17 protein-coding genes are annotated in these 21,110 nt (G+C 46.6%); all 17 read left to right on the top strand.

From position 1 onward, the window contains the following. Nucleotides 1-408: 408 nt before the first annotated feature. The 17 genes from tssB (at nt 409) to C5471_RS02280 (ending at nt 21,107) form a co-directional block, all read left to right on the top strand. The gene (gene tssB / locus C5471_RS02360; protein ID WP_133813024.1) at nt 409-945 is read left to right on the top strand and encodes a type VI secretion system contractile sheath small subunit; all 537 of its coding nucleotides are present in this window, start codon (nt 409-411) and stop codon (nt 943-945) included. Between the two features lie 7 nt (nt 946-952). Then, on the top strand, nt 953-2,434 hold the full coding sequence (gene tssC / locus C5471_RS02355; protein WP_133813025.1) for a type VI secretion system contractile sheath large subunit: 1,482 nt from the start codon (nt 953-955) through the stop codon (nt 2,432-2,434). A 66-nt stretch (nt 2,435-2,500) separates the two neighbouring features. Next, nucleotides 2,501-2,995, top strand: a complete 495-nt coding sequence (locus C5471_RS02350) for an Hcp family type VI secretion system effector (protein WP_133813026.1) — start codon at nt 2,501-2,503, stop codon at nt 2,993-2,995. A gap of 54 nt (nt 2,996-3,049) precedes the next feature. Continuing rightward, on the top strand, nt 3,050-3,490 hold the full coding sequence (tssE, locus tag C5471_RS02345; protein ID WP_133813027.1) for a type VI secretion system baseplate subunit TssE: 441 nt from the start codon (nt 3,050-3,052) through the stop codon (nt 3,488-3,490). Between the two features lie 8 nt (nt 3,491-3,498). Then, on the top strand, nt 3,499-5,310 hold the full coding sequence (tssF, locus tag C5471_RS02340) for a type VI secretion system baseplate subunit TssF (protein WP_133813028.1): 1,812 nt from the start codon (nt 3,499-3,501) through the stop codon (nt 5,308-5,310). Next, nucleotides 5,301-6,272 carry a type VI secretion system baseplate subunit TssG gene (gene tssG, locus C5471_RS02335; RefSeq protein ID WP_133813029.1) on the top strand — a complete coding sequence of 324 codons (972 nt, stop codon included), beginning with the start codon at nt 5,301-5,303 and terminating at the stop codon, nt 6,270-6,272. The genes tssF and tssG overlap by 10 nt, the downstream gene beginning before the upstream one ends. A 21-nt stretch (nt 6,273-6,293) precedes the next feature. Beyond that, entirely contained in the window at nt 6,294-8,300 is a 2,007-nt protein-coding gene (locus C5471_RS02330; protein WP_133813030.1) for a type VI secretion system Vgr family protein, read from the top strand. 33 nt (nt 8,301-8,333) lie between these two features. Continuing rightward, entirely contained in the window at nt 8,334-8,918 is a 585-nt protein-coding gene (locus tag C5471_RS02325; protein ID WP_133813031.1) for a DUF6931 family protein, read from the top strand. Nucleotides 8,919-8,929: 11 nt separating this feature from the next. Beyond that, the gene (locus C5471_RS02320; protein ID WP_207626889.1) at nt 8,930-9,229 is read left to right on the top strand and encodes a PAAR domain-containing protein; all 300 of its coding nucleotides are present in this window, start codon (nt 8,930-8,932) and stop codon (nt 9,227-9,229) included. Between the two features lie 13 nt (nt 9,230-9,242). Further along, nucleotides 9,243-10,340, top strand: a complete 1,098-nt coding sequence (tssA, locus tag C5471_RS02315; protein WP_133813033.1) for a type VI secretion system protein TssA — start codon at nt 9,243-9,245, stop codon at nt 10,338-10,340. Continuing rightward, a complete protein-coding gene (locus C5471_RS02310; protein ID WP_133813034.1) occupies nt 10,333-10,995 on the top strand; it encodes a type VI secretion lipoprotein TssJ in 663 nt (220 codons plus the stop codon). The genes tssA and C5471_RS02310 overlap by 8 nt, the downstream gene beginning before the upstream one ends. 4 nt (nt 10,996-10,999) lie before the next feature. After that, complete coding sequence (gene tssK, locus C5471_RS02305) at nt 11,000-12,397, top strand: type VI secretion system baseplate subunit TssK (protein WP_133813035.1); 1,398 nt, start codon at nt 11,000-11,002, stop codon at nt 12,395-12,397. Further along, entirely contained in the window at nt 12,394-13,017 is a 624-nt protein-coding gene (locus tag C5471_RS02300) for a DotU/TssL family secretion system protein (RefSeq protein ID WP_133813036.1), read from the top strand. Before tssK ends, C5471_RS02300 begins: the two co-directional genes overlap by 4 nt. Before the next feature lie 15 nt (nt 13,018-13,032). Further along, nucleotides 13,033-16,536 (top strand): type VI secretion protein IcmF/TssM N-terminal domain-containing protein, encoded by a 3,504-nt coding sequence (locus tag C5471_RS02295; RefSeq protein ID WP_133813037.1) that lies wholly within the window; start codon nt 13,033-13,035, stop codon nt 16,534-16,536. Further along, complete coding sequence (gene tssH, locus C5471_RS02290) at nt 16,529-19,075, top strand: type VI secretion system ATPase TssH (RefSeq protein ID WP_133813038.1); 2,547 nt, start codon at nt 16,529-16,531, stop codon at nt 19,073-19,075. The genes C5471_RS02295 and tssH overlap by 8 nt, the downstream gene beginning before the upstream one ends. 150 nt (nt 19,076-19,225) lie before the next feature. Next, the gene (locus C5471_RS02285) at nt 19,226-20,464 is read left to right on the top strand and encodes a hypothetical protein (protein ID WP_242688542.1); all 1,239 of its coding nucleotides are present in this window, start codon (nt 19,226-19,228) and stop codon (nt 20,462-20,464) included. Between the two features lie 16 nt (nt 20,465-20,480). Beyond that, nucleotides 20,481-21,107 (top strand): response regulator, encoded by a 627-nt coding sequence (locus C5471_RS02280; RefSeq protein ID WP_133813040.1) that lies wholly within the window; start codon nt 20,481-20,483, stop codon nt 21,105-21,107. The last annotated feature ends 3 nt before the right edge of the window (nt 21,108-21,110 follow it).

The raw sequence follows: 21,110 nt of genomic DNA, 5'->3' as shown, positions 1-21,110 counted from the left end.
ATTAACCCTTTAATTAAATCTATATTCTATTTTTTCTGACTAATCAGAATTTCACTGCTATAAATAACAGATTAAAAAATAGGACAAGTATGAAAATACACTTTAATTACAATGCATGATTTTTAATTTAATCTTTAAATACAAATAGTTGAATTAATTTAAGAGATTTTCGATATTATATTTAACCCCATAAGTATTGCATTAAATCAATATACATGAGAACTTATTTACCAGCCGACACACGGTGGAGTTTAAATATCATTAAATGTGTCACAGCATATTAGATTGCTATAAATAGACGTTAATTGATCTCTTCGTCTATCTCATCTTGTTCGGTTATTCAATCAGGTTTGGTGCGGTTTAACGTAAGTTTGCACTTCCTGTCATATATAAAGGTATAAAGGTGCCATGAATACTCAACGTAAGCTTGATAAAGTGAGACCGCCCCGAGTTCAGATTACTTATGATGTTGAATTAGGTGGTGCGGTCGAGAAAAAAGAATTGCCTTTGGTCATTGGTGTCATTGGTCAATTTGCTGAACAATCAATTCCTATGCGTGAACGCCGTTTCATGCATATTGATAAGGATAATTTTAATGCGGTAATGGAAGGTATGACACCTTCATTGGAATTACAGGTTGAAAGTGCACTGCCTGATCAAAGTGGATTTATTAATGTCGATTTGCAATTTAAATCAATGGCGGATTTTACCCCTGAGAATTTGGCGAAGCAGATTGAACCGTTGCGTAATTTGCTGGAAGTTCGCAGCAAGTTAAGCGATCTGAAAGGCCGCACATTGAGCAATGAAAAATTGCGTGACCGTCTGGCAGAAATTCTTGCTGAACATGCGGACAAATTACCGCAAGTAAATAATGAAGAGACAGAAACGCCAGTCACAGAAAATACGGCGGATGACGTCACTCCGGAAAATAACAATGCACAATGAGGAAAACATGGAACAGAGCGTTGTTGAACAGCAAGAATTGAAAACGCCGGAAACAAGTGGTGATTTTCTTGATCAGATTATTGATAACACCCAAGCTATTCGCCGGGAAGCCGATCGTGATCGGGTCAAAAGCCAGCTCGACCAGTTTCTGACCGAAGTAACGTCAGGTTCGCTGGTGGTTTCTGGTGATTTAGTAAACAGTATTGAAGAGCGTATTGCCGCGATTGACGCGCTGATGTCCGCTCAACTGAGCCTGGTGTTGCATCACCCGGAATTCCAGCGTCTGGAATCGTCTTGGGTAGGGCTTAAAGGATTACTCGACCAGAGTGAAACTGATAATACTCAGATCCGCATGTTGAACGCGACAAAAACCGATTTGATTAAGGACTTTAAATCGGCGTCTGATTTCGATCAGTCAATGTTGTTTAAGAATGTTTACGAGTATGAGTACGGCACCTTTGGTGGTGAACCTTACTCAGCATTTGTCGGTGATTTTGACTTTGATAACAGCCCGGAAGATCTGTACTTACTGGAGCAGATTTCCCATGTGGCCGCAGCAGCCCATGCACCATTTATCAGTTCAGCCAACGCAGGCATGTTGGGGCTGAATGATTTTGGTGAACTGCCACGTCCACGTGATTTGTCCAAACTGTTTGAAACATCCGATTATCTGCGCTGGAAACGTTTCCGGGAATCTGATGATTCCCGCTATGTCGGCTTGACTTTGCCGCGAGTGATTGGCCGTTTACCTTACGGGGCAAAAACCATCCCGGTTGAACAGTTCTGTTTCGAAGAGCGGGTAAAAGAAGGGGACAGCAGCAGTTATCTGTGGATTAACGCCGCTTATGCATTGGCAGGCCGCATGGTGGCTGCATTTGAACAATATGGCTGGTGCGCAGCGATTCGCGGTGTGGAAGGCGGAGGATTGGTAGAAGCATTGCCGACCCATCATTACGCCTCTGTGTCTGGTGAAAAGATGCTGCAATGCCCGACTGAGGTGGCCATTTCTGATCGCCGTGAAAGAGAGTTAGCGGAATTAGGGTTCATTCCTCTGGTTTATTATAAAGGTACTGACTATGCCGCCTTTTTCTCGGTGCAGTCGCCTAACAAACCGCGGAAATATAATTCCGACCTGGCAAATGCTAACGCAAAATTATCGACACAATTGCAATACATTATGACGACTTCTCGTTTCGCCCATTATTTGAAAATGATCGTGCGTGACAAGGTGGGTAGTTTTATGTCCCGCGGAGAATGTCAGTCTTATCTGCAAAGTTGGATCAACCAATATATTGTTGGCTCTGATACTGTCGGCGCAGAAATTAAAGCCAGTCATCCATTGCGTGAGGCAAGGGTTGATGTTGTTGAAGTTCCAGGAGCACCTGGAACATATCGAGCGGTAGCTTATTTAAGGCCGCATTTCCAATTGGAAGGATTAAGTATGTCTTTACGGCTGGTTGCTGATTTACCGCCGTCATCGGCGGCTTGATTATTCTATTTATTAAGATTTGTCCTATTTGTTTTTATTTATTATAACTAACTGGAGTAGTTAATTATGAGTTCTTCAATTTTTTTACAAATCGACGGTATTAAAGGTGAGAGTACCGACAGCAAGCATAAAGACTGGATTGAACTGGAGCATGTCAACTTTGGTGCGTTCAACCACGCACGTATTGCAGACAGTGGTAAACGTAAAATTACCGTTGGTGCAGCGGGTTTCCGTACCATTGACTGTGTAAAGGTGATGGACATCAGTTCTATCAAATTGCTGTCCGCAGTGGCGCAGGGTACGGCGATTAAGAAAGTGAAACTGGAAATCTGTACGATTTTCAAAGGGGAAATGCATCCTTACGCAGAAGTGGAAATGGACGAATGTATTATCTCCGACGTCCATGAAACCTGTTCACGCAGTGGTGAATTTCCACAAGAGCAGTTTTCTATCACCTATTCCAAAATTAAATGGACATTCACCCCACTCAGCCCAGATGGAACCAAAGGCAACAAAGCAGGTCCAGAAGGTTGGGATCTTATCGAGAACAAGAAACAGTAATTTTTACTGTTTACTGCCGGCCTTTGGCCGGCGGTTTCTGCCCGGAAAGATATTATGATTCAGCCCTCATTTCTCCATCGTCTGAAAGACGATTACCCACACGATGAAAAACGTGGTGTAACGCTGAACGGGTCACGTCAGGAAGTCGTACAAAGCCTGATTTTCGATTTGAGTATGCTGTTTTCATCAAGACCGATCTCTGCAAATTCACCATTATTTGGGGAGTTGCCGAAATCAGTTTTAAACTATGGTGTTTCCGATGTTATTAATGTGGATATTTCTGATGATGAACGTATTGATGCACTGAGCAATAATATTTACCAGGCTATTTTCTGGTTCGAACCACGCTTGAAAAATGTCGTTATTACATTACAGAAAAATACGCCGGAGAATATTACTTTCTGGGTGAATGGAGATTTTTTCAATGAACAGGTGGTGTTTTCTATTTCATGGAGCAGTACCGCATATACCTATTCAATTTCATGGGATAAATAATAAACAATATGATGCTATTACCACAGAAAATACTGACTTATTACAACCGGGAATTAAATTATTTAAGACAATATGGCGCTGCGTTTTCTCAGCGTTTTCCTAAAATAGCCAAACGTCTTGGATTCGCGGAGGGCGTTTCGGAAGATCCGCATGTCGAACGTCTGGTGGAATCTTTTGCTTTTCTAACGGCAAAAATCCATCAACGTATTGATGAAGATATGCCGGAGCTAAGTAACGCAATGTTGGAAGTGCTAGCGCCGCAATTTTTACGTCAGGTACCGTCGGTATCGCTGGTGCAATTTCAACAGGATCCGCAGACATCCGGCGTTACCGGGATGATGTCGGTAGCACGGCATACGTCATTGATTTCTCAGCCGGTAGGTGATGTGGCATGCCGTTTCCGTACAGTATATCCACTGGAAATGTTGCCGTTAGATTTAACGCACGCGGAGCTGACGCCGGACCCTTACGACCGGGATTTTATCTTAACGTTGAATTTTACGTTGTGGCCAGGTGCCAGTTTTCAGGCTCGCCATATCCGTTTGTACTTACATGGCGCACCAGTGCTGACTCACAGCTTATATGAATTGCTGTTGGCACAAGTTAAGCAACTGGAATACCGGTTGGGTGAGCGCACATTCGGCATGAATAGTCGGGATATTCAAGTGGTGGGTTTTGATCCACAAGACAACTTGTGTGCCGATGATTTATTGATAAATCCAGCTCACCACCTGTTCCGCGATTATTTCAGTTTTCCGGAAAGATTTTTGTTTCTGGATATTCCGCTGCCTGATGCCGGTTTGATCACCAGTTCATCAGGCGAATTGCAATATCGTTTCCGGCTTAAGGATTGCATCGCGTTGCGTCGTATTGAACGCATGAGTGATAAAGTCAGCAATGAAACCTTCCGGCTGAATTGCGTACCCATCGTCAATCTGTTTCCTCATCAGGCGGAGCCGATTATTCCGCTGGAGACCGAGCATGAATACCTGGTTCAGCCGGATGCACGTCGTCCACAAAGCATGGAAGTTTATACCATCAATCAGGTTGAGGTTATCAGCCGTCAGCAGGAGCAATTGAGTTCCAGACCGATACCGTCGTTATTTGGCATTGAACATACACAATATGACGAGCAGATTCCGTTGTTCTGGCAGGCGTCACCGCGCCCCTCACTAAGACATGACGACACAGGGATGAATATGTTCATCGGTTTTTCTGATAGTCGCGGCGAACATCTGAAACCAGAAACCGATGTGGTGATACTGAGTCTGACCTGTACCAACCGCGATGTACCACAGCAGTTGAGCAACGGTCATCCTGACGGTGATTTCGAATCGGAAAGTGCCTTGCCAGGTGTGAAAATTCTGGGATTGATCCGCCCCCGATTGCCGGTACGCCCACAACCCAGTTGTGCGTTGAACTGGCGGCTGGTGTCGCAACTTAATTTGAACCAAATGTTACTGAGTGGTCCACAGGGAGTTCAGTGCTTAAAAGAGACGCTGGAACTCTACAACCTGCTCAGTGATCCGGCCATATCGAGGTTGATTGCACAGTTGCAGCAGATTGCTATTGCGCCGGTAAGTGCACGCTTAAACCCCGCAGACCCTTATTCTCTGGCGAGGGGGCTGGAGGTAACACTGACCTTTCAGGCACAAGCGGGCGAATTTGTCGATTTTTATCTGTTTTGCAGTCTGTTGGAACGTTTTATCGCTATGTATGCACCAATTAACAGCTTCACGCAAACCGTCACACAGTTAGAGACCGTTAATAATAGTACGCGTCGCTGGCCACGTCGCAGCGGGAAACTGACATGGCTTTAGTAAGCAATAAGGTAGAAAACAAAGTGCGTTTGGTGGGCGGTCGTTTTTATCAAAATGTACGTCGGTTGCTCAAACGTCATCGTCAAAATGAAGAAACAGTGATCATCCCTGATGATGTGGTGCAATTCAGCTCTGTACCAACACTGGAGGCACCGGAAAGGGAAGTAGAATCCCTGATGCCTCCTCAAGAGGGGCATGAACAGTATCGCATGGCGGTACATCACTTTGGCCTGTTAGGGACTTTTGGTGCATTACCGTTGCGCTATACCGAATGGCTGATCGACAGGCGTTATCGCTATGGTGATGAATCAGCTCAGGCGTTTATTGATATTTTTACCCATCGGCTGCTGAGTTTGCGTTTTCAAACATGGCAGAAATACCGGTTATACGTCAACGCAGAACTGCAAGGCGCTCAGGCACTGCCGGCAGTCATTGCAGCGGCAGCCGGACAATTGACCGAGAGCAAAACCCAACGCACTCATCCTGCTTGTGTTGGGTTACTGGCGACACCGGTTCGCACAATGGTGAACTTACAGCATCTGTTGCAGCGGGAATTTAACATGCCGGTCAGCATTAATCCCTTTAAAGGGCGCTGGCAATATGCCGAACCGGCACATTGTTGTTGCCTGGGCCGCAGTCTGTTGGGTGATAGCCCGATGTTGGGTCATGCTTATTGGGATATTCAATCTGGGTTTCATATTCAGTTGGGGCCATTTTCCGCCTGGCAGCACGCCGCTTTTATGCCGGGAAATGAAAAACATCGCAGATTGACGCAGTGGGTATGGCAATTTGCCGGGCCGCTGCTCTCCTTTTCACTGGAATTACTGGTGCAGCATAGTGGACAGGGCAATATGTTAAATGGCAGCCGCCGATTGGGGTGGGATGGTTGTTTAGGGGATACCGGGGATAGCAATATTCAGCGTGTTTATTTGGCTGAATGTGCGAGTCCTTACGCGGTTTGAATAAAAAATGCAGGTAAAAATATGCTGTTAGGGCAAAAAAATCGTTTTTTACAGGTTATCGGTAGCCTGTCGGATATTGTGGCGCTGAGTAAAATCGAAGGTGAAGAACACCTGTCTCAGCCTTATTCATTTTCTGTTCAGCTCTATTCCAGCGCAGACTGGGACAAGTTGGAGCCTTATATCGGTAAATCACTGGCATTTCGTATTGGTGAAGCGCCAAATTACCGTATTGTGCATGGCATATTGACTGAATTACAGCAACACGGTTTTACCGACGGCCAGTTTTGTTATCAGGCACGCATTGAACCGTGGCTGAAAATGCTGACGTTAACCCGCAATCTGCGCGTTTATCAGCGCATCAGTGTGCCGGATATGGTATGCGATATTTTCCGTAAACGTGGGTTTAACGACGTTGAACTGGCGTTAAAAAGCCGTTATCCGAAGCTTGAATATTGTATGCAATACAAGGAGTCGGATTTTGACTTTGTGACGCGTCAGCTGGAACAGGCAGGTATTTTCTATTTCTTCCGTCATGAAGAGGGGCGTCATGTACTGGTGTTGGCTGATCACCCTTCGACATTTACTCATGCGCCTTTAGCCGTATTGCCGTATCAATCGAAGATCGGCGATCAGCAAGGATATGGGCTACGCACCTGGCATATTCATCGCATGATTATCCCAGGTTCAGCGGAAATGAATGGTTATAACGTTAAAAACGCCGCAGCAGTCAGTGCCAGTGCCAAAGCGAACAACGGCTATTCCGTCAATCCCAAGCTTTCTATCTATGACGACCGACGTCAGGAAGAGCGTAATCAGCTGGAGGCACAGGCGGCGTTATGCATGGAACAGTGGGAATCACAGTCACACTACGCACGTGCCGTTAACAGTTATCCTGGTTTACAGGTTGGGCATCAATTTACGCTGAAAGGACATGCCAGTGCCGATGGTCGATATGCGGTGGGCCACCAGCAATTAAAAGCGGAAAGTAACCTGGAAGAAGGCGGATTACTGTTTTCGTCGCAAGTCGCTTTATTTCCGGCGAATAAAGTATTTCGCCCACGTCCTTCTGTCATCCGGCCCTATATTTCCGGAGTGTTGTCTGCGCTGGTTGTCGGTCCATCGTCAGAAGAGATCCATACCGATGCTCAAGGGCGTATCAAAATCCAGTTTCACTGGGATAAAGAACACAAAAAAGATGATGACAGTTCCTGCTGGGTGCGAGTGAGCCAATTCTGGAATGGCGCAAAATTTGGGGCGCAATTTGTACCACGTGTGGGTAGTGAAGTACTAGTAAGTTTTGTTGACGGCGACCCGGATAGTCCGTTGGTAACCGGAACAGTTTATAACGGTGTGAAGATGCCCCCGTTTGGGCTGCCAGGGCAGAAAACGCAAAGCGGCATTGCCACACGCAGTAGCGCAAAAGGTACGGTGGAGCAAGGGCATCAGCTCTGTTTCGAAGATAAAAAAGGTGAAGAATTTATTTTACTTCATTCACAAAAAGATATGCGCCTGAAAGTAAAAAATGATTTTTCGGCGCAGATCGATCGCAACGCACAATGGAAAATCGAAGAAAAACGCGATACCCAAATTAAGAAGGGCAATGACACGTTAATCCTGAGTGAAGGCAACGCGTTAACCGAAGTGAAAAAAGGCGATAAGAAGCAAACGTTGGATCGCGGCAATTTCACCACGACCGTTAGCGCAGGTAATTACGCGCTGGAAGTATCCAGAGGCACCGCTAAAATTAATGTTGGTCAGAAATGCACGATTACCGCAAGTCAGGGGATTGAGCTGAAAGTCGGTGCCAGCAAATTATCGATTACCCCAGCAGGAATTACCATCAAAGCACCGTCTGTCACAGTAGAAGGTTCAGGAAAACTGGCATTAAAGAGCAGCGGCGTAGCGGAACTCACCGGGACCACAGTAAAAGTAGCAGGCAGCGCCATGGCACAATTAAAAGGCGGCATTGTTCAGGTGGATGCTACCGGCATTGCTATGGTGAAAGGGATTTTGACCAAGATCGGTTAATGCAGGATCAACGGATAACAAGAGTTTAGAACAATGGTTAAATTACGATACTGCCAACTTTCTCCACAGGCGGAATTGGTATTACAGCAACATGCAGTACATGAACAGAATTTATCGGCGCTCAATAAGGAAATGTTGTGGCAAGACGCAGTGTTCTACACCATTTTCATGTTGCCGTATGCTCAGGCTTTAGAACTGGCATTGACATTTATCTCCTGCGTTTACGAACGAGATCTGATGCAAGAGCAGCGTTTGTTGCTGCAACAAGTACGGCGCTGGCGCGCTAATGGCGGTGATCCGCTGCGTCATGAGTTATTCGAACAGGCGCAGATTGTGGGGTTTGATAACCCGATTTCCTGTCTGGCGCTTTCAGTTTTCTGGAGTGAAGGCAGCATGACAACACCCGATCTGGAAGCGGTCTATCCGCAACCGTGGCAGTCACTTGCAGCATTGGCAGATACGTTGTGTCTGATCCTGCATGTCTATGGTGAACAACCGGAACAGCAAGCGCTGTACATTGAGCAATTTTCTCAACTGGCACACAGTCAACTGAAGCAATTGCCACCGTCACAGGATCAGGGACGCAAAAACTATCTGTACCACGAAGCCACGATATAAGGAGAACAATGATGCCAATGCCAGCAGCCCGTATGGGAGATATGCATATTTGTCCAATGATGTCGCCAGCGGTACCACCAATACCCCATGTGGGCGGACCAATTATGCCGCCAGGCGTACCAACGGTACTGATTGGTGGTTTGCCGGCAGCAACAATGGGATCCCTGTTGGTGTGTGTTGGACCGCCGGATACGGTAGTGATGGGCAGCCCGACAGTGTTGATTGGTGGGAGACCCGCAGCCAGACTTGGTGATCTGTGTGCGCATGGCGGCACAATTACCACAGGTTACCCGCTGGTGATTATTGCCTGAAATGGAAATCACTGTGAACTTAGCACAAACAGATATCGCCCGTTTTTTACATCCCATTTCTGCTGATGAACCGGCAGGATGTGATATCGAATACGAACCTATTTTTGAACAAATAAATGCGGCACGCGAAACCGATGAAGAGTTTCTCCAGGACGATACATGGGGATGTGAAACCCGTCAGGCTGATTGGATGCAGGTTTCAGCGTTATGTCAGGAAGTACTGGAAAAGCACAGTAAAGACTTACAGATAGCGTGTTGGTTAACCCAGGCACAAGGGGAACTGTATGGTTTGGAAGGTATCGCCGGAGGTATCACGTTACTGACCCGCTTGCTGGAAACTTTTTGGCCGGTGCTTTATCCGCCTTTGGATGATGATGAAGAAAACAGTGCGGATGCCCGTCTCGGCCGCCTGAGTTGGCTGGATAAACAACTGGTGAAACAGTTGGACAATCTGACACTGACTGATGATGACAAATTGAGCCTGAATGTCTGGCAACGGGTGCAATATTTTGAACAACGTATCGCGGTTAATAGTGAATTACGTGCTCCTCTGATCAGTGATGGCTATTTTGGTATCGCTGAATGTGACGACAGTATTCGCACCACACCAGCCGGGCGGTTTAACCGGTTACTGGAACAGGCCGAACAGGTCCGCAACGCACTGGAAGCATTGCAGCAAATCATGCTGGGTTTGTTGCCAACATCCGGCAACAGTATGAGCGCCAGTACGCAGCATCTGCAAAGTTTAGTGGCATTAATCGAACGTTTTCGTGAAATTGTTGCCCCGGGATCAGCCCAGAAACACAGCGGTGAAGAAACCGTGCCAGGAGGAAAAGAGTCAAACGGCATTAACACGACTTTTTTGGCGGAAGGTCGGACGCATCATGAAATGCGCGCTATTGCCATTGAGCAAATGATCAACATCGCCAATTATTTTCGACAGAATGAACCTACCAGCCCAGTGCCATATTTAATGGAGCGAGCAGCACGTTGGGCAAATATGGGAATGGCCGAATGGCTGGAGGAAATGATGGAAGATAATACCTCCGCGCTACAAGAAATTATGCGCGTGATAAAAGGGCCGGATAAAAACAGAGGGCAAGATGAATAATATAAATTTTTATAATGTCATTAAACACAGCTTTTTAATATTAACAGTGATTTTTCTAATAAGTGGTTGCAGTGATTCCATTTCTAATAATGAAAAACGCTTGCAGGCGATTGAACAGGCCAAACCGGTTTATTCCAGTAATGCTATTCGTTTAAAAATGACTGCCGATGCGCAACTGAATGTTTTTAATAATATACCGAATAGTTGCACGATATTAATTGCTCAGGCGGAAAAACGCGAACAACTGGACAAATTACTGGCTAATCCGGTGTTGTTACGTAATTTATTTGCCGGCACCGGTGCGACAGAACAGATATTACAGCTTGATAATTATGTGATGATGCCGGGGCAATCTGTCTCTTTACATATTGATAGAGCAGAACAGACACGTTATATCGCACTGATTGCCGGTTATTACCCTGCACCAACAAATCGTACTCATGTACGTGTGTTATCACTACCATTGCGTCTTGAGCCGCACGGTTGGTGGAATAAATCTTGGAATGCTGAATTTATTCCGATGAATGTTGAGCTGATGTTGGGGCGTTATGCCATTACCCGCAGTGATTTCTCCGCAGGCAACGCTGGGGATGAGGTGATTTTCCCCGGACAGACAGCCGGATCCGGCAATGACAGAAACCCATTGAGGAAGTAACGTCATGTTTGAATATAAACCGATGTATTGGTATTCAGGATTGTATTTACAGCCGCAGCACTTTCAGGCGCATGAGCTGCAACATGAATACTGGCAAGGACGTTATCAGTTACTGACTCAACCTTATGCGTTTGGTGTGGTGAAGTTGGCGTTCAATCTGGCTGCGCTAAGTGATGAAGTGCTCAGTGTCCATAATGCCTCGTTCATTTTTCCCGACGGTTGTTATGTGGATTGTGGTGTCAATGGGGTACTCAGTGCCCGATCATTACGTGATTGCTGGCTGGTACGCGAAAAACCGCAGCGCATTTATGTCGGCTTGCGTATGTTCAGCCACAATCAGAGTAACGTCACCGGCATCACGGATAGCGGAAGTGTCGGTAATATTACCAGCCGTTGGGTAACATGGCCGCAAGAACAGCATATGCGGGATGCTTTTGGTGAGGGGCCGGAAGCAGAAGTACAACAACTTACCTATAACTTACGTTTTTTCCTGCACGATGAGATTGCAAAAGCAACGGGTTATACCCTGTTGCCAGTGGGTCAACTGCACTGTACCGGTGACGGCATTGAGTTGGATAACCGCTATCTGCCGCCATGTTTGACGCTATACGCTGCGCCACAACTGGGACAACGCATTGAACAACTGTGCCAGGAGCTGACCGGACGTGTCCATCAACTGGAAGAATTGAAACGTCCACAAACGTTGGAAGGGGAAGTTTATACCCAGGAAAAAAGCACACTATTGCTGACATTACGTACTCTGGCGCGTTATGTCGTGCAGTTGCATCATTTTCAGGAAGCTCGGGATGTGCATCCCTTACAGATTTTTGGGCTATTGCGTCAATTGATCAGCGAGCTTTCCTGTTTTACCGACCGTTGCTCTTTTTTAGGGGAATGGAACGGGCAGGAAGAAATGCTGGAAAAATATCAGCATCTGAATCTGGCCCTGACTCTCGATAGTTGTGAACGGACAGTTACCGATTTACTCAATGCGTTGGTGCTGGAGCCAAATACGGTTATTCCTCTGCAACAGGAAAGCCGCGGTTATTATCATGCCATGTTTAATGTTGCGGGAGCCAGTGAACAGCAGCGAGCTTATCTGGTGCTGCGTTCTGACAGCTTTACCCATAGCGAACGTGACATTCCTGACGATCGTTTGATTAAGCTGGCTGCGGCGGAACAGATCGACGGCATTATTAATCGTGCTTTGCCTGGTGTACGTTTGTATTACCAGGAAATTGCGCCGCATGGTTTACCTAACCGGACAAATACATGTTATTTCCGGGTAGAAAATCGTGGTGCTCTGTGGCGACAGATAGAAGAGAGTGAGCGTGTGGCGGTACACTGGGCTGATGCGCCAGACGATTTACAAATAGAGATCGTTATAGTGAGAGCATCATGATGCGTTTGTTAGATTGTTACATTCCGGTATTCACTGGTGTGCTGCGCATGATCCAACAGCAGGTGAATCAAGCCGAAGAGTTGCGGCAAACACTGTTAGCCGCGCTGACGCAGGCACAAAATAAAGCGCGTCAGCAAGGTTATGGATTGCAGGATATCGAAGAGGCAAACTTCGCCGTGGTGGTTTGGGCAGATGAAGCCATTCTGTGCGCCGGTCAAAAAGAATTGAGTGTTTGGCGACAATCATCATTGCAGGCAGAGCTTTATGATGCCGAGCTTGGTGGAAACACGTTTTTTGATCGTCTTGCCGCATTGGTGCCGGATAATTACCAGGTTCGGCTAGTCTATATTTTTTGTTTGCTTTCTGGGTTTTATGGTCGTTATGGCAAACGTGACAATCTGGAATTGCATAATATTATTCATCAGGAATTAGAGAATCTTCCTGATACTTTGCGTCGTTATATTTCTTTAGAAAATCATCGGCTAATGAATACATGCGATAATCTTCTGAAAAATAGACGATCCAATAATAAATGGAGAGTTAAATTAATATTATTAATGTTATCTCTTACATTAATTTATATTTTCATCAACGTCTATTTATTGAATATTGGCCGATAAATTCGGAAATTAAACATGAAAAAGTTATTTTATGCCATTGGCTGGTTCTGCGTGATGGCTATCTTTCTGCTACTCAGTTTAGCTATTGCAGTGACGCTTTCATGGCCGACAATAGGTGGCCTGTTATTGTTTCTTTTCCTATTACTGTTGTTATTAGTGCTGCGTGGAGCAATGGCATTCTTACCGCAGATAACGAATAAACTGCGCGGGGTAAATAAATTCTGGCGGAAGGGAAATAACCGCCTGGAATATTTACTGTATCAGCACTGGTGGTGGGGAGGACGTTTACAAAGCTGGTGCCGGTTTCGTTCGCGGTTACACCGTAACGGATCTATGCCACCGTGGTTTCTGGTGGTGGGAGAGCGTGGTAATGGTAAACAGGGACTATTAGCTCACTGTAATGTGGCGCCAATGACAGGGAAGAATCTGCCATCGTCTACAGAGAATAACTTTACCTGTCGCTGGTGGTTTTTCCGCCGTGCTATGTACATGGTGGTTTCTGGTCGTTATACCGAAGGGCAATCGTTGTACCGGCAAGCATGGCTGCGTCTGATACGCTGGATCGCGCAAGTACGTAAGCCCGCCGGTGTATTGGTTTGTTTGTCAGTAGAACAGTTGCTAAAAAGCGACAACAGAGCGCTGTATATAGCAGCACGCAATGTACGGGCACAGTTGGAGCCATTACAGATACGTCTGGAACGCCGCCTGCCGGTTTGGTTGATCCTCACACATAGTGAAACATTGCCGGGTTTTAACCACTGGTGCGCACAACTATCGGTAGAACAACGTGCTGAATTGCTCGGCAATTTTATTGAGCATCACACGGATAGTCATGTCACCGATGTGCTGGACAAGAGTATGAGCACTATTGTCAACGCTTTGAAAGCTATGCGCCTTAAACTGCTCAATCAGCAACGGCAACAGCCCGAAGCGGAAGTGTTGGCGTTACCGGAAACTGTTACGCAACTGCAACCGGCACTGGGCTACTACCTGAGCGCATTATTTGATCATGACCATTATCTGGAACATGGTCTGTTGAGTGGTATGTTTTTTACTGCGGAACATCAGGCAGAACCTCAGCAAATTGAAGGCGTTTTTAGCCACCGTTTATTAGGAGAATATCTGCCCGAGCAGGTTCACCGTAATGATGCCGTTTTACTGACAGGTTGGCGAACACTGACCAAACGTGCGTTGATTATCATATTCAGTTTGATGCTGGTGTACGGAGCAGGTAACGCATTAGTCACTACCTGGCGTGGTGTCATGCAGCTTGAAAATATCCATGGGACAAACCCGCTTGAGCGCAGTTACTTGCGTTATCGGCAGGTTGAATACTGGTTGCAGGAAACCCTGTCACATCTGATTTTTTATCCGGTTACCCATACGATTGAACAACGTATGGCGAGGGACTATCAGCAACAAGCACCTGTTAAAGCATTCAACCCGGAATCGGTGGTTACACACTTGCTTACACGCTTCCATAACGCTGAGGCACCACAAAAACGGCTGTTGGCTTTACATTGGGCGCGTTTTATCAATATTGAACAAGCAATGGCGCATGGCGCTCCGCTGGAAACTTTGCAACGTATGCCAGCTTATTCTGCTTCACTGTTAAGCGGTGAAAATGATCCTTTATCGGCAGAACAGCGCGTGGCTCTGCGTCTGGCGCAATATCAGCAGGACAACGCACAGCAGGAATTTGATCAATGGCGGAATGTATTGCGCTCCTTACTGGAGGATACCGGTAATTGGCAATGGCTTTTAGCCGACGAACAACCCGCAGGAACACGTTCGCTGACGCTGGCTGATTTCTGGCCGCTGGCCGGTGATGATGCCACCAGAATTAACACTCGTATTCGCGGCATTTATACCCTGGCAGGTGAGCGCGATATTCAGGCTACTTTGGATGAACTGGCACAAGCGCTTCACAAACCAGCGGTTTTTGTTCCTTTGCAGCGCTCGTTTCATCAACAGTACCAGAATCAACGCCAATCAGAATGGTTAGCATTCGCCCAGGTTATGCCACAAGCGGAAGAGTGGGTACGCGGCAAGAAAAACTGGAGAGCGCTGATATTGGCAACAGGTCAATATGATAGCCCCTATATCGCTTTCTTAAAGCAGTTGGAGAGTGACTTATCTACAGTGGCGCAGGAGGATCAGCAGCCTTGGTTGCAGACGCAACAGCGTTTATGGCAACTGCATGGTTATGTGCAAAAAAGCAACGTGATGCAGCGCGTTTCACTGGGGAACATCTCTTTGCGTCAGCGCATCATGTCATGGCTTGGCATTTCACCACAGATCTCTGTGCAGCTGGATGACAACACGCTGACACGCTATCGCGCCTACCGGCAGGCTGTACAGTTAAATAGCCAGCGTGAATTGCTCAGTGATATGGAAACAGGGTTGTTGGTCAAAAATGCGCTGAGTAGCGAGAAAGGGGAACTGAATGATAACGGTTTACGGACCTTATTTAATCTTTTCACTCTGTGGCGTCATGAGACCGAAAATAAGCAGAATGAAGTTGTCAATGAAACCTTGTGGCGACTCTATCAGGGTGATGCACATCTGGTATTGCGTTATGCATTCTTAAGTGCCGCCAGCCGTTTGCAAACACAATGGGAAAGCAAAGTGATCTGGCCGATGGAAAAATTAAGCAAGCAGGAACTGTTTGATGGCCGGGAATTGAACGCACGGCTGTATGAGTACAGCAATGCGTTTGTGCGGGATACCGCAGAGTATGCGCTGGATATTCGTCCTGAGGGTATTAAACGCCAGGCAATAGAAGATGTGGCCTTTCCGTTTAACGATGATTTCATTTTCTATATCAATAACCTGATCCAGCCGAACAACATGCTTTCATCGACATCTGATATTCGTCGTCGCCTGCAAGAGAAACTCAACTTGCTGGAAAGTGAGCGTGAACTGGCGACTGAGCAGCAGGAACCGAAACAGGATCAATCGGCGGAGGTGATGATTACCAGTCAGCCAGCGACTGCCAATCGAGGAGCCCGGGTATTGCCGGTTGGCAGTTCAGTGACGTTGAGTTGTGATGATGGTGTACAGCAGCTCAAAAGCATGAATTTCAATGACAGCAGGACCTTGCACTGGCGTCCGGGATCATGCAGCAAGGTACAGATTGAGGTGTATTTCCCCGACTTTACGCTAAGTAAAAACTACGTCGGTACTGATGGTTTGCTGCAATTTATCCATGCCTTTTCCAGTGGTGAATTGACGCTGGCGGCACAGGCATTCCCGCAGCAACGCGATGAATTAAGTGCGCTGGGGATCAATAACATCACTGTGCGCTATCAGATCAGCGGAGGGAAGGAAGTTTCAGCGTTGTATCGGCAATGGCAGCAACATCAGCAGCAACAAACGGCGTTGTTGGAACAACGCAACCAACTGGACAGCCAGTTGTTAAATTTAAGTGAACCGGTAGTGACGAAAGGAACCTTTTCTACGTTGCCGTTACAGATCACCACATATTGGAATGAATTAAGGAAACCTAAAAGTGAGTAGTTATCTTAAACAGATCGTCAGTAAATTAACGGTGGAAGCGCGTCAATGTCTGGATGAGGCCGCTAATCTGGCAGTACGGCGCACCCATCATGAAGTGGAAATTGAGCATCTGTTGCTGGCTTTGTTTGAAAAACAGATGCCGATGATGGAACAGGTGTGTCACCACGGTGGTATTGATGCTATTGCGTTGCTGAATGCCTGCCAGCGGTCACTGACGTTATTACGCAGCGGTAATCATCGTCCTCCGGTACTTGCGACTAACTTGACAGAATGGATGGAGCAGAGCTGGATGTACGCCAGTACCCACTGGGGAGCGTTGCAGATTACCCCGCAAGCGCTGATTGCGGCACTGATAATGAATCCGTCACTGCATCATTCACTCACATCGGAGCTACAGCAGGCGTTACAGTGTAACACTGATGCTATAGAACAGTGGCTGCGTACACAGGTACATACAGAACCGCAGCACATCACAGCTCCCGTTGGGGATAAGACCCAATCCGCGTTGGCGCAATACACGCATCACCTGACGCAGGCGGCGCGTGATAACAAACTGGATCCGGTTTTAGGCCGTGAACGGGAGATTCGCCAGTTAATTGACGTGCTACTGCGTCGTCGCCAAAACAACCCGTTATTAACCGGCGAAGCCGGTGTCGGTAAAACAGCGCTGATCGAGGGGCTTGCACAACGTATTGTTGATGGCCGTGTACCGGAAGTGCTGGCACAAGCTGAATTATTCACGCTGGATATGGGGCTGTTACAAGCGGGGGCCAGCGTAAAAGGTGAGTTTGAAAGTCGCTTGCAGAAATTATTGGATGAAGTGAAAGGGTATCCCACACCCGTGATTTTGTTCATTGATGAAGCTCATACTCTGATTGGCGCTGGTGGTCAGGCCGGACAAAACGATGCGGCCAATCTATTGAAACCGGCGTTAGCACGTGGTGAATTGCGTGCTATCGCAGCAACTACTTGGGCGGAATATAAGAAGTACTTTGAGAAAGACTCAGCGTTAGCGCGTCGTTTCCAGGTGATTAAAGTTGAAGAGCCTTCGATCGAACTGGCGATAGCCATGTTACGGGCTATGACCCCGGCGATGGAAAAGCATCATGGCGTCAAAGTACTTGCAGAGGCGGTGACAGAAGCCGTTGTATTATCCAGCCGTTATATCAACGGACGTCAGTTGCCGGATAAATCGGTGAGTCTGTTGGATAGCGCTTGTGCCCGTGTTGCTGTTTCACAGACTGACGAACCTGCACCGATTGAAGATCTGCGTGCCATGTTGGCAAACATTGCCACCGAACAGGAAGCATTATTGCGTGAAGGAGGCCATGAAACCCAATTACAGAAGTTAGCACAACGTCAAACCGAATTGCAGGTATCCCTGGAGAAAATTTTGCCGGAATATCACGCTCAACGTCAGTTAGTGAACGACATCCTTGCCTGTGAGGAACAACACGACGAACGGTTACCTGTGCTACGTGCGGAACTGCGTCAACGTCACCATCAGCATGCTTATGTATTTGACTGTGTTGATGCTGCCTGTGTCGCCGATATTGTTGCCGGTTGGACCGGGATACCTCTTGGCCGGATGGTGGAAAATGAACGCGATGTGCTGCGTCAGTTGGAAACGCGCCTTAGTCAGCGGGTAATGGGGCAAGATCATGCACTTAGTCAGATAGCCCGCCAAATTCGGATTGCTAAAGCACAACTGGCTGATCCGGTAAAGCCAACCGGTGTATTTATGCTTGCCGGTCCTTCTGGTGTGGGGAAAACCGAAACTGCCCTGGCATTGGCGCATGAGTTGTATGGCGGTGAACATCATCTGATCACTATCAACATGTCGGAATATCAGGAAGCACATTCTGTTTCCGGTCTAAAAGGTTCTCCCCCAGGATATGTTGGTTATGGACAGGGCGGAGTGCTGACGGAGGTGGTTCGCCATCAGCCCTACAGCGTGGTATTACTTGATGAGGTCGAGAAAGCGCACTCCGATGTACTGGAGCTGTTCTTCCAGGTGTTCGATAAAGGCATGATGGAAGATGCTGAAGGGCAGCAGATTAATTTCCGCAATACGTTGATTATCCTGACCACTAATGCCGCATCGGATTTGGTGATGCGTGCAGCGATGCAAGGCGTGAAAATACAGGGGGAAATTCATCCGGCAACACTTGAAGATATTCAGGAAATTATCCGGCCGGAACTGCAACGTATCTTTACGCCTGCGTTTTTAGGTCGCTTGCAGGTCATTCCTTATTTGCCGGTACATGGCGAAATTCTGCATGCCATTGTGCATCATAAACTGAATAAAGTTGTGATGCGTTATCGTCAAGCAACCCAATGCGAATTGCACTATAGCAATGCGCTGGTGGATTTTATTGCTGAAGGATGCCGGATCGCGGAAAGTGGTGCCCGTGAAATTGATAACCTGTTAACCCAGTTCGTCTTGCCGCTGTTATCTGATCAATTGCTGTTAGGAGATGCACCGGTGAATGAGGATGTACGCTTGGATGTTATTGAAGGCCAAATACAGCTATCGTAATAATAAAAGAAACTATAACCACTAAAACTATCAGGCATGATCAATTAGGGTAAGAAGCTACCTTCTCTGCTATTATTACCTTGTGATGTAATATTCGATGCTGCATATTATCTTATGATGTAACATTCAATGTTACGAAATGAGATCCTGATGAAAATGAAAAAGATAGTGGTCTTTTGGTTTATTTTTACGCTAGTCAATTTTGCGCTGGCACTGCTGAGTTTGCAAGTGCGTGATGTCTGGAGCCTGTCGTCATTGGTGTGGTTTCCGGCGGGCCTGTTACAAGGTATTTTTTGCGCCAGGGCACCACGGTATTGGCCTGTTTGGTTAATAACGGGTGCTCTGATTTCACTAACAGCCAGCCAATGGTATGGCAGACCGGTGGGCGTCTCGCTGATATTTTCTGGTATCAATGTAGTGATGCTGGTAGTAACAGGGTTGGTCTGGCAATTTTTCTACGGTGTAATGTGGGCCCCGAAGCGGGCAAGTGACATCTTCAATCTGACAGTACTTTGCTCGTTAAGCGGAATTATTGAGCGATTTATGGCGAAGTGGGTACTTCATTTATTGGATTACCCTATCGATATATCTATTTCATTACCGATTGTTGTCTGCTCTGTGTTGAGTTATCTGCCGTTTACGTTTTTTGTGATTTCTTTCATCACCTACAAGAAAAGCCGGGTTGAAGACAGGAAAACCTATGGTTTATGGTTGGTGGCCGTGTTTGCCATGACAGCATTGTTTACCAGCCCACCACCTGAAACCGGGAAAATACATTGGCAAGGAGTAGCGCTCCTGTTTTCCTTCGGACTGCCGATGCTACTGGCGTTAAGAGGTGATTTGCTGGTATTAAGCGGCTTTTTATCCTTATGTACGGTAGGGATCGTGAGTGCAACCATTTTTGGTTTTGGGCCATTCGCATCCCGATTAATGAGCATCCAACAGAACGTGCAAATTGCGGCATGGTACAGTACCGCATTTACCCTGCCTGCGCTGTTGTGCTGTAGTTGTTTATATAACATAATCAATGCATTACATCGCCGTAAAGCGTATTTTTTGTTAATGAGTGCTATGCTGGAGCAAGAACAGATTAATTGTTTTCGGTTAAGTGCCGACGGGCATCTGTATTGGCATCATGACGCGGCCTGGATGCGGTGTGGTAAAGCCCCCGTCTGCTGGTCGCAGTTACTGGCTTGGGTGCATACAGAAGATCGGCAGAAAATCGAACAGCTTAAACGTTCCGTCTCGCGTATACCGCAGACGTTAAAAATTCGGATTGCTGATGGTAAAGGCGAATTTAACCCGGTGATTATCGCCCTGATCGTTCATGTAGGCGAAAACGCCGGTTTTATTGAAGGAACTATGCGTGAAATAGCGAATAGAGAATAATATGGAGAAATAACCAATGCCGAGACAAGTCATTATTGCTGACGATCATCCAGTCTTCTTATTAGGACTACGCACCGTATTGGCAACATTACCCGAGAATTATCAGGTTGTGGGGGAGGCGCATGATGTGACTACACTTTTTTCTCTGCTGGAGGAAAAAGAAGTGGATATGCTGATTACGGATTTCAATATGCCAGGTGATAACCAGATCGACGGTTTGCGAATGATTAGCCGAATTCGTGATCAATATCCGAATTTGCCTGTTGTGGTAATCACGATGATCAGCGACCGGAAGATAATTGCTTCATTAATTGATTATAAAGTGAAAGCGATTTTGAACAAAAACAGTCTGTCTCACGAATTAGTGAAAGGATTGTACAGTACAACAGGGCACGATAAGCCTTATTTGAGCAAGCAATTTATTGAATCTCCGGACGAGGAAGTGGTAAAGGCGCTGACCGGCAAAGAGCTGGAAGTCATTAAATTATTGGGGCAAGGGTTGAGTGTGAATGATATCGCTGCACGTTTATACCGTACTAAGCAGACGATCAGCGCACAAAAAATCAGCGCAATGAAAAAACTGGGGTTAGATAATGAAGCCGCGCTTTATAATTATTTGCATCAGGTTGGACTGGGATTGTAATAA

Origin of the sequence: Photorhabdus tasmaniensis (assembly GCF_011189505.1) — a bacterium.
GTDB classification, from domain to species: domain Bacteria; phylum Pseudomonadota; class Gammaproteobacteria; order Enterobacterales; family Enterobacteriaceae; genus Photorhabdus; species Photorhabdus tasmaniensis.
Note: the sequence above shows the minus strand (reverse complement) of the source record. Positions and strands in the feature narration are given on the sequence as shown.